The sequence below is a fragment of the Thermosulfurimonas sp. genome (genome assembly GCF_015491435.1).
Taxonomy (GTDB): Bacteria; Desulfobacterota; Thermodesulfobacteria; order Thermodesulfobacteriales; family Thermodesulfobacteriaceae; genus Thermosulfurimonas_A.
Genome location: NZ_WFVX01000195.1, coordinates 1 through 9,962 on the forward strand (window position 1 = coordinate 1; position 9,962 = coordinate 9,962).

A 9,962-nucleotide genomic window follows, 5' to 3' on the forward strand; every position below is an offset into this window, starting at 1 on the left:
CTCCCAGACCTCCCAGGGTTTTTCGCCCTCGGTTCCAGAAACCTTGACCACCTTCACCCGGCTGTCATAGAAGGAACAGGACCCTCCGATGGGATCCGAGAGACACACGTTCTTCAGCACCGGGTCGGCCAGCATCACCGGGTTGGCCGAAAGCCCCACCGCCCGGCGCACATCTCCAGGAATGCGCTTTCCGTCCACCACCTGATCGTAGGCCCCGTAGCCGAAACGCCCGTAGCCGTGGCAGACCGCCACCGTGCCCGGCCGGATCCCCTCATATCCCCTGACCGCCCCCTGAACCTTCAAGGCAAGACCATTTCTCACCCGGATCACGCCCTCGGGATTGGAGGGGCTTATGAGCCGCACCACGTCCCCATCCTTAAGACCCAGCCGCCGCATGTCTTGGGGGTTCATCATCACGTAGTTGGTCCCGAATTCGGCGATCTGGGTCCAGTAGTTGCAGATAGTTCGGGACTGGCCCACCAGGATGGGCTTGAAGGTAAAGAGCTGGAAGGCATACTCCTCCGGCCAGGTCACGGGTTTCCCGGAGGCGTCCTTAGCCGGCTCATAGATGGGAATCCCGGAGAAGTGTTTTCCGGTGAAGCTGTGCCGGCCTTTAGCCACGTTCTCCACAAAGAGGTTGAACTGACTTGCGAAACGGTGCCGCATGTGCTTGCCCTCGTAGGCCCGGCTTGCGTCCTCAAAGCGTCCGCCGCGGTTTAGCACATAGACCACGCGCCGGAAGATCCCCTCCCCTCCCACGGTCTTCCGCCAGTAGGCCTCGTCAAAGACGGCCCGGGAGAGATGGCGGCGGGCCCTGCGGAAGATTTCTATCTCCCGATCCGAGGCCTTGGGCACCGGGCTTCCCTCCAGAGCGATATTCGCCACCATCTTGAGGTACCAGTCCTCGGGCTTACGAAAATCCCAGCCCGGGCCGAAACCGTCCTTGCCGTAGCCCGGAAGCCCGAGCTTTTCCGCGATGGCCAGCATCACGGCCTCCATGGAGCAGGGCATCTCCTGCCCGAAGACCCGCACCTTCTCCGTTAAGGCCTCCACCATGGGCTGGCGGATCTTTGAGACCTTGACCGGGATGGCCGGGGTGGTGTGAGGCGTGCCCCAGCGCTCCCAGATGGCCGTGTCCGGAAAGATGTAGTCCGCATACTGAGAGGACTCCCCGATCACGATGTCGCAGGCGATGATGAGGGGGATCTTCCCGGGGTCCTTAAGGATCTCAAGCTGCTTGGTTGAGGCCGGAATGGAGTAAGCCGGGGTCCCCTTGTGGAGGAAAAGGGCCTTTATGGGGTAGGGATAGCCGTCGGCCGCCGAAGGCAGCACCTCCTGATAGACGTTTCCGGTATAGGGATACCAGGGGCGCTTGGCCGGATAGCCATATTTCTTAAAGAGGGTGGTCTTCTCGTAGTGCCAGTGCTCCCGGGTGAGGGTCACCCCGAAGTGGCCCAGTTTTCCGGGGTGCATCTTCTTCAGGGGGAAGGGCTGATTCTTCTTTCCGCCCATCTCGTGCCAGTGTCCGCCTCCGGCGCTGAGTCCTCCCTTCCAGTCCGGGTTTCCGATGAGGAGATTCAGGGTGATGATGGCGCAGCCGTTGTAGTAACCGTTGGTGTGCTGGACCGGCCCGCGATACATCTCGGCCACCGCCCGGCGTCCGTGGGAAGTGAACTCGTCCGCCAGCCGCACGATCATCTCCGGATCCACCTCGCAGATCCGGGCCCACTCCTCAAGGCTCTTGCTCATCACATAGTCCCGCAGCAGAGCAAAGGCCGTCTTGTAGCGGATGCCGTTCACCTCGCCCTCGGCCAAAAGGTCCCCCACCACCGGCTCGCCGTCCCTGGCGTAGGGGTCAAAGGCCACGAGCTTTCCGTTCACACTGGCCACGAACTCGTGCTCCGAGCCGATTCCGATGTCGCTTCCCCGGAGAAGCTCGGTGGCCGTGCCGTCGGGGTTGATCTTCACCAGGTGGGTGGCGTTGGTCCAGGTGGTGTCCCCGGTGCGCCGGGCCGCGGTCCGGTTGGCGTTGCGCAGATAGGCCTCGTTGTAGCGCTTGTTCTCAATGATCCAGCGGATCATCCCCAGGACCAGGGCCGCATCCGTTCCGGGCTTGATGGGCACCCAGTAAGTGGCCTTGGCCGCGGTGTTCGAGAGCCGGGGATCCACCACCGCATACTTGAAGCCCCGCTTGGCCTGAGCGTTGGTGATGATAGCCGCCCAGGGCGTGGGGCCAAAGTTGCACTCAAAGGGACTGGTCCCGAAAAAGATCACGAACTCACAGTTGGGGACATCGGGCTTCATGTGTTCCTTGCCGTGCCCCCACTTCCCGTTCTTGTACTTGTAGGTCATCTCCTTGTAGGCGATGTGGTGGGACTGCTCGCAGACCGTGGTGTGCTCGTACCAGTTCACCGAGCCGAAGGCGTCCTTGAGCCAGCGCTTGGAAAACTCCTTGCGGCCGTGCTCAATACGCCCGGCCAGGAACACGAACTGGTTGTTCTTCGGCCCGAGGTCCGGATGATTGGGGTCGATGAGCTTGTCCAGGTGCGCCCTGTGTTTCCGCTTGAACTCCGAAAGGCTCATTTTGCCCTCGGCCACGGCCTTGGCGTCCTCCTTGAGCTGCTTCATGAGCTTGGGGTCGCGCACGGCCCAGATCTCCCTTAGCCCCGGGACATGGCCCTCGCCGAAGAGATTTCCGCCGTTTACGATCTCCTCTATGGCCTGCTCAAAGGAAATGGTGATCCACTGTCCCTCGCCCCGCTTGGTCCCGGGTTTACGCTTTAAGACCTTGCGCAGCCGGTAGGGGTCGTAAAGGCTCTGGATCCCGGCCTGTCCCTTGGGGCAGAGACGGGCATCGTACTTTACGGCCTTCTCCGGCGGGGTGTCGTAGGGAAGCTGGGGCCACATGTTCATGGGGCTGTAAGGGTTCCCCTCAATCTTGACCAGCACCCCCTCGTAGATCTTTCCCTTGATGGTGCAGGCCGTGTGACACTGCAGACAGGTGGAATAGATCACGTTTTCCGGCCGATCAAAGGGGTAGGCATTCTGGGCCAGGTGATAGAAACCGTCCTCGTCGGCGTAAAGCTGGGTGAGCCAGGGGATCTCCCCCGCGGCCACCGCCCCGCCTACAAAGGCCAGAGACTTAAGAAAGGTTCGCCGCTTTATCCTGAAATCTTTCATATTTTCCCTCCTCTGGAAAGGTTTTTTCTCCTTAGGCGCGGTTATTGGTTATGGGGAGGAGTTTTTCCCCGACCAGGAAGATCAGCATACCCAGACCCGTGACCCAGGCCGTAAGGAGCCACTCGGCAAGCGTCGGGAAATAGAAGTACTTTAAGCCCGGGCCGAAAAAGGCCCACTCAAGCCCCTTGATCTCCGGCACCACCTGCCCGGGGATCACGATGTTAAGCCGCACGGAAAGGAAGGTCACCGCCACGAGAAGCCCCGCAAGGGCCACCGCCCCGGGCTTGCGGCTTGAGGCCAGAAGGATGGGAAGCACCACCCCACCCAGGAAGTGCACGATCCAGAAGGTGTACCAGTACTTTCCGTAATAGCCGAAGATGATGTAACGGATGGGGAGATACTCCTCCGGCACCTTGGCGTAGGAGCCCACCAGGTACTCGGCGATCTCAAGCAGGAAGTCAAAACAGATGAGCCCGATCAGGATGTAGCCCATGAACTTGAGCATCTCGTTGCGCTCGGCCTCCTCGGCCGGGCCCCAGAGGTAGGTGGCGAAGATGAGAAGGCCGGCCCCGGAAAGAAGGGCCCCCACCAGGAAGACGATGGGGGTGAGGCCGCTGTGCCAGTGATGCTTGGCCGCCACCACGGCAAAAAGGGTTCCCACTCCGCCGTGAAAGGCCGTGGCCAGCGGAATACCGATGATCCCCAGGACCTTGAGGACCTTTTTGTCTCTCTCCAAGGCCTCGGGCGAAAGGTCGCGGCTTCCGAAGACAAGAAAGGAACAGAGGGCCGAGCCGGCCTGAGCCCTTTCCACGAGATCCTTCCGCATGGCAAACCAGATCTCAATCACGATGAGGATGAAGTAGGCGCTGTAGAGCACGGCCATCCAGCTCATCATGGAGATGGGCCAGTGGATCGGGATGCGCCAGGCCCGCCACATATGCCCGAGGTCAAACCAGATGGAAAGAAGGGCCGCAATCAAACAGGCAAAGGCCGTCCAGAGGGCGAGCTTTCCGATCCTCTCAAGCTTTTTCACCCCGAAGACATAGACCAGGGTGGAGAGGAAGAAGGCCCCGGCGGAAAGACCGATGAAATAGATGTAAGCCGCCACCCACAGCCCCCAGGTCACATAGGAGCCGTAGTCGGCGATGCGGTGTCCGTAGGCCAGGCGTTCATAAAGCCCGTAAAAACCGATGACGAAAAGGACGATGGCCACCAGCCAGACCAGTTTTCTCAATCCCTCTCTCATCACCCTCCTCCTTGGCTTAGATTAGGTAAAAGACGAAGGGCCTGGTGCCCATGTGTTCCTTAAGACGCACCGCCCTGGGAGAACCGATAAGCTCCGAGACCAGGGACTTGGGGTCGTTGGCGTCCCCGAAGTAGGTGGCGTCCCCGAGGCAGGTCACCACACAGGCCGGAAGGAGTCCCTTATCAATGCGGTGCATACAGAAGTGGCACTTGCGCACGTTCCCCACCGGAGAACTTTCCCGATCCTCCCGCGGCCAGGTCTTCCCGTACTCAAAGGAGGGGAGCTTCTCATATTCGGGGATCTCGGGGGTTCCGTCACACCAGTAGTAACCCTTGTCAAAGGTCCGGGCGCTATAGGGACAGGCGGTGATGCAGTAGCGGCAGCCGATACACTTCTCGTAGTCCACCACCACGATCCCGTCCGGGCGCTTCCAGGTGGCGATGGCCGGGCAGACCTTGGTGCAGGGAGGATGGTCGCAGTGCATGCAGGGCCGCGGTATGAACCGGGCCCTTACATTGGGAAACTTCCCGGTCTCCTCGTGGATCACCGGCCGGTACACCACCCCGGGCGGAAGGTGATTCTCCGCCACACAGGCCGTGGTGCAGGCCGTACATCCGATGCATTTTGCGAGATCAATCACCATGGCCCAGCGTCTTTTCTCGATAGGCTTGCGGAGGGCCCGCGCGAGATCCTCCATCATGCGCACCCGGGCCTCCGTCCACCGGACATCGATAATGGCCATAGCACGCCTCCACCAGCTTTTTGAAGACAGAGGGTGCAACCGAGATGCCAATTTAAAAGAAACGATTTTTAGAGCACTTAGAATGGAATTCCCGGTTGGTGATGCTTAAAAAGGGACCGGTGGTGCTTAAATTTTAAGCTTTACCGAAGGGAAACTCCTCGAAGACTGGTGCCCGGGGCCGGACTCGAACCGGCACGGGGTGGGAACCCCAGAGGATTTTAAGTCCCCAGCGTCTACCTATTCCGCCACCCGGGCAAGGGCTTGAAATCCTTAGCTATCAAAGACTTTATCCGATTTTGAGATCTCGGACAAGAGGGGTCAAAACCGGCCAAAACGGGTCAATGGCAATCAATATCGGCAGACAATGATTAAAGGTTCATTTTTACCCATTCTTCCGATAAAACTTCAGCCTGTTTAAGTACCGTCTGCGTGGCCTCTTCCTGTTTATCCGGAGGATAGCCGTACTTACGAAGGGTACGTTTTACCAGAACTCGCAAGTAGGCCCTTACGTTTTCACGCTGGGCCCAATCCACGGTGACGTTTTCTCGTACCAAACGCACCAGTTCCTGGGCGATCTTTCGCAAAGTTTTATCTCCCAAAACTTCCACCGCACTCTTGTTGGCCGCTAAAGCATCGTAGAAGGCCACCTCTTCCTCGCTTAAACCTAATTCTTCCCCTCTCCGGTCGGCCTCACGCATTTCGCGAGCAAGCGCAATCAATTCTTCGATGACCTGGGCGGCTTCAATAGCCCGGTTCTGATAGCGCCGAACTGCGCGCTCAAGCATTTCAGAAAAGCGCCGGGCCTGAACCACATTTTTGCGCCGCCGGGTGCGGATTTCTCCCTGAAGAAGTTTGCGCAAAAGTTCCACCGCTAGATTCTTTTGGGGCATGTCCCGCACTTCGGCCAGAAATTCCTCCGAAAGAATGGAAATGTCCGGCTTTTTAAGGCCTGCAGCCGCAAAAATATCCACTACTCCCTCAGGGGCTACGGCCCGATCCACCAACTGGCGGAGGGCGTGATCCAACTCTTCTTGGGGACGGGCCTCAGAAGGTGAACGTTTCACCAGGGCGGAGCGTACAGCCTGGAAAAAGGCCACGTCGTCACGGATACGCATGGCCTCTTCATGAGGAACGGCCAGGGCAAAGGCCTTGGAAAGTTCGAGCACTGCCTTGACGAAACGCTCTTTTCCATCCGGCTGGGCCAAAATATGTTCCTGGGCCGCGGGAAGGAGGGCCAGACGTTCTTCGGGAGTTCCGGTTTTCCAGGCCGACCAGTCAAAGCCGTGGAAAAGGTCACAACAGATTTCGTATTTTTCCTGCATGACCGCCACCGCCTCTTCCTGATCAAGGGCCGTGCGACCTCTACCTCCGCTTTCGGTATAAACCGCAAGCGCCTGTTTTAATTCGCGGGCCAGGCCAATATAGTCCACTACCAGCCCTCCGGGTTTGTCCCGGAAGACGCGGTTCACCCGGGCGATGGCCTGCATGAGCCCGTGGCGGCGCATGGGTTTGTCGATGTACATGGTATGAAGGCTCGGGCAATCGAAGCCTGTAAGCCACATGTCGCGCACGATTACCAGCTTCAAGGGATCGGTTGGGTCGCGAAAACGCCGGGCCAGGAACTCCCGTCTTTCTTTGTTACGGATATGGGGCTGCCATTCCGGAGGATCCGAAGCCGAACCGGTCATCACCACTTTAATTACGCCTTTGTCGTCATCTTCGTGGTGCCATTCAGGACGCAGGCGAATAATCTGGTTATAAAGATCAACGCATATACGACGGCTCATGCAAACGATCATACCCTTCCCATCCAGGGCTTCCAGACGACGCTCAAAATGCTCCACAATATCTTGGGCGATCATGCGGAGGCGTGGTTCTGCCCCCACAATGGCTTCAAGTTGCGCCCATTTGGTTTTGAGTTTCTCCTTACGCTCGACTTCTTCTCTTTCAGTAACTTCCTCAAATTCTTCGTCGATTTTGGGCTTTAGCTCTTCAGGTAGCGTAAGTTTTGCCAGTCGGTTTTCGTAGTAAATGGGCACCGTCGCGCCATCTTCTACGGCTCGCTGAATATCGTAAATGGAGATGTAGTCTCCGAAGACGGCTCGCGTGTTGCGGTCCTCAAGCTCAATGGGTGTTCCCGTGAAAGCAATAAAGGAGGCGTTGGGTAAGGCATCCCGAATATAACGGGCAAAACCATCAATGAAATCGTACTGGCTGCGATGAGCTTCGTCGGCTATGACCACAATGTTGCGTCGTAAAGAGAGCAGGGGATGACGGTCGCCTTTCTGGTCAGGAAAGAACTTTTGAATGGTGGTGAAGATGATACCTCCGGCTTCTCGTGAAAGAAGCTCGCGCAGGTGGGCCCGGCTTTGGGCCTGAACAGGCTCCTGGCGTAGAAGTTCCTGGCAGCGAGAAAAGACTCCAAATAATTGATCATCGAGATCATTTCGGTCGGTGAGTACCACCACCGTGGGGTTTTGCATGGCCGGCTCACGAATGATGCGCCCAGCATAGAAGACCATGGTCAAGCTTTTGCCGGACCCCTGCGTATGCCACACTACCCCGATACGCCGGTCACCGGGCCGCCCACCCTGCCCCCGCACCTCATAACGGCCTATTTCTTCTCCTACGCGCAAGCCTTCGTCTTCGATCAATGCGGCCGCCCTCAGGGTCTCCCGCACTGCTACGCGCACAGCATGGAATTGGTGGTATCCGGCCACTTTTTTGGCAAGCCTTCCGCCGTCGTCTTCATAAACTATGAAATCCCGGATCAGTTCCAAAAAACGCCCCGGCTCGAAAACCCCCTTAAGAAGCACTTCAAGCTGGGGGAGGCCTTCGTCCTCCACCCGCTCGCCCGAGATCGTGCGCCAGGGTTTGAACCATTCCCGCCCGGCGGTAAGCGTCCCCATCCTGGCTTCCAGCCCGTCCGAAATGACTAAAAGTTCATTGAAGGCAAAGAGAGTGGGAAGTTCCGCTTTGTAAGTTTGAAGTTGCTGATAAGCAGTCCAGATGGTGGCTTCTTCGTCCGCCGGATTTTTCAATTCGATAATGACTAACAGAAGTCCATTTACGAAAAGCACGATGTCCGGCCGGCGGGTATGGCGGCCTTCGGTAACGGTAAACTGGTTGACGGCCAGGAAGTCGTTATTTGCGGGATCGTCAAAGTCTATTACGCGCACCTGGGCGCCGGCTATGGAGCCATCCTCCCGGCGATATTCCACCGTCACACCGTCCACAAGCATCCGGTGAAAGGCCCGGTTACGAGCCTCGAGCGTGGCACCGGGAGGGTTTATGAGCTTTCGAAAGGCTTCATCCAGGGCCTCGATAGGAAGTTCCGGGTTTAGGCGAGCCAGAGCATCCTTCAGACGTTGCGGTAGAATAGCCTCCCGATAATCGTCTCGCTCGGCGAAAGGCTCTCCGGGGGCGATCTCCGGCCCGTGCTTTATTTGCCAGCCCAGGGATTCGAGCCAGGCCAGCGCCGCCGATTCAACTTCAGATTCTGTGAATTTCATTTCGTATACTTACCAGCTTTCATTAAAGCTTTCTCTCGCGGATATCCATTCTGCTTCTCTTTCATAGGTTTCTGCCAGTTCTCGGAGTGTAGCTGCCAGACGAGGGTACCCAGCTTGATCAACAGCTTCGGCTTGCTTGCGATATTTGGCTGCTAGTTCCTTCTCGGGCTTCCCTGTTGGATCAACGACATATACTCCGCGCGAGTTATAAAGTGCATTCTTGAATCCATCGCGCATGGCTTTAGCATCCTTCCCGTTGAGAACCTCTGCCGCAGCACGATGAATCCACAGTCCGTCCGGATCAGGAGGAACATGAATAAGTACCTGACCTATTTTGTACATAGCGATCTCTAAATGTCCTGTTTGGGAACACTCTCTCTTTACTGCATACAGCCATTCTTTGAGTTTATTACCGTCATATGATCCATCTTTTTGAAGACCTGGAGGAATTCGCCAGATTTGCAATAAACGAAAAGCGTTTTCCGCAATTTTCTTCTTTTCTTCGGTAGGTTTCTCGGTTGAACATTCTTCACTCTTGCCTAAAAATACTAGTCTAATCACTTCACAGAAGAAGTGCGGATCATCAGCCAGTTTTCGACTAAGTAACTTTGGTTCAACACCATGGTCTTTCTCTAAAAGATCCCTCTCTAGTAGAGGAAGGTATGCCCATTCCACACGGAAGAGATCTTCCGGAGTGATATCCGGGTTATTCTGTAAAGCTTTAATGATTTCTACGACTTCATAGGCAACAACATGAAGACTCTCGGGAGAAGTAATCGCTTCTAGCAAAGCTTGAATGGCCACTCGTGGATCAAATGGCTGCTTGTCGGAGAGCATCTTGAACAGGCAACTGATTGCTGCTACTGGTCTTCCATGTTGAATCAATAGCTTAACCGCAATTTCCAACCCTTGGTCAGCTTCGTAGGGATTAACGTTAGCTTGTTTCCAGTAGGCTGATTGATTTTCCCCAAGAAGGCGTTCTGCTCGCTCCCATGTCTCTTGCGAAAAAGGTAAGAAGGATAGCAACTTACCGATCTGCTCAGGGCGCCAGTCCGAGATCTTAAGGCAGTCGACCCACGACCAGCCCCGATTTTGGAGTCTGCTCCGGATAAAGCCACCTATAAACTGGGTGATCGGCTTCTCACCAGAGTCAAGTAAGCCGGGCAGGATCTCTGTATCGACTTCTGGTCTTGCGATAGCACCAAATGCAATACCAACACGCCAAGGTGATTGAACCGTTCTAGCAAATTCAATCACTGCGGCCACTCCTCCATCGGCAGCG

Annotated in this window: 4 protein-coding genes, 1 tRNA gene and 1 pseudogene; all 6 read right to left on the minus strand. The window is 56.7% G+C overall.

All coding sequences use genetic code 11. The annotated features are described in order from the left end of the window. Positions 1 to 3,180, minus strand: a 3,180-nt coding sequence (locus F8J34_RS09075) for a molybdopterin-dependent oxidoreductase (protein WP_297058627.1), incomplete at its 3' end; no start/stop codon positions are given. A 31-nt stretch (positions 3,181 to 3,211) separates the two neighbouring features. Continuing rightward, entirely contained in the window at positions 3,212 to 4,426 is a 1,215-nt protein-coding gene (nrfD, locus tag F8J34_RS09080) for an NrfD/PsrC family molybdoenzyme membrane anchor subunit (RefSeq protein ID WP_297058630.1), read from the minus strand. Between the two features lie 16 nt (positions 4,427 to 4,442). Next, positions 4,443 to 5,168: a 4Fe-4S dicluster domain-containing protein gene (locus F8J34_RS09085; RefSeq protein ID WP_297058633.1), complete on the minus strand. Its 726-nt coding sequence runs from the start codon at positions 5,166 to 5,168 to the stop codon at positions 4,443 to 4,445. A 166-nt stretch (positions 5,169 to 5,334) separates the two neighbouring features. Next, positions 5,335 to 5,423, minus strand: a tRNA-Leu gene (locus F8J34_RS09090). Positions 5,424 to 5,536: 113 nt separating this feature from the next. Beyond that, positions 5,537 to 8,680 (minus strand): type I restriction endonuclease subunit R, encoded by a 3,144-nt coding sequence (locus F8J34_RS09095; protein ID WP_297058635.1) that lies wholly within the window; start codon positions 8,678 to 8,680, stop codon positions 5,537 to 5,539. Positions 8,681 to 8,689: 9 nt separating this feature from the next. Then, a pseudogene (locus F8J34_RS09100) lies at positions 8,690 to 9,962 on the minus strand (hypothetical protein); the annotation flags it as partial.

Excerpts from the sequence above, each read along its gene's own strand:
- nrfD (WP_297058630.1), bottom strand. The coding sequence starts at position 4,426 with ATGAGAGAGGGATTGAGAAAACTGGTCTGGCTGGTGGCCATCGTCCTT.
- F8J34_RS09085 (WP_297058633.1), bottom strand. The coding sequence starts at position 5,168 with ATGGCCATTATCGATGTCCGGTGGACGGAGGCCCGGGTGCGCATGATG.
- F8J34_RS09095 (WP_297058635.1), bottom strand. The coding sequence starts at position 8,680 with ATGAAATTCACAGAATCTGAAGTTGAATCGGCGGCGCTGGCCTGGCTC.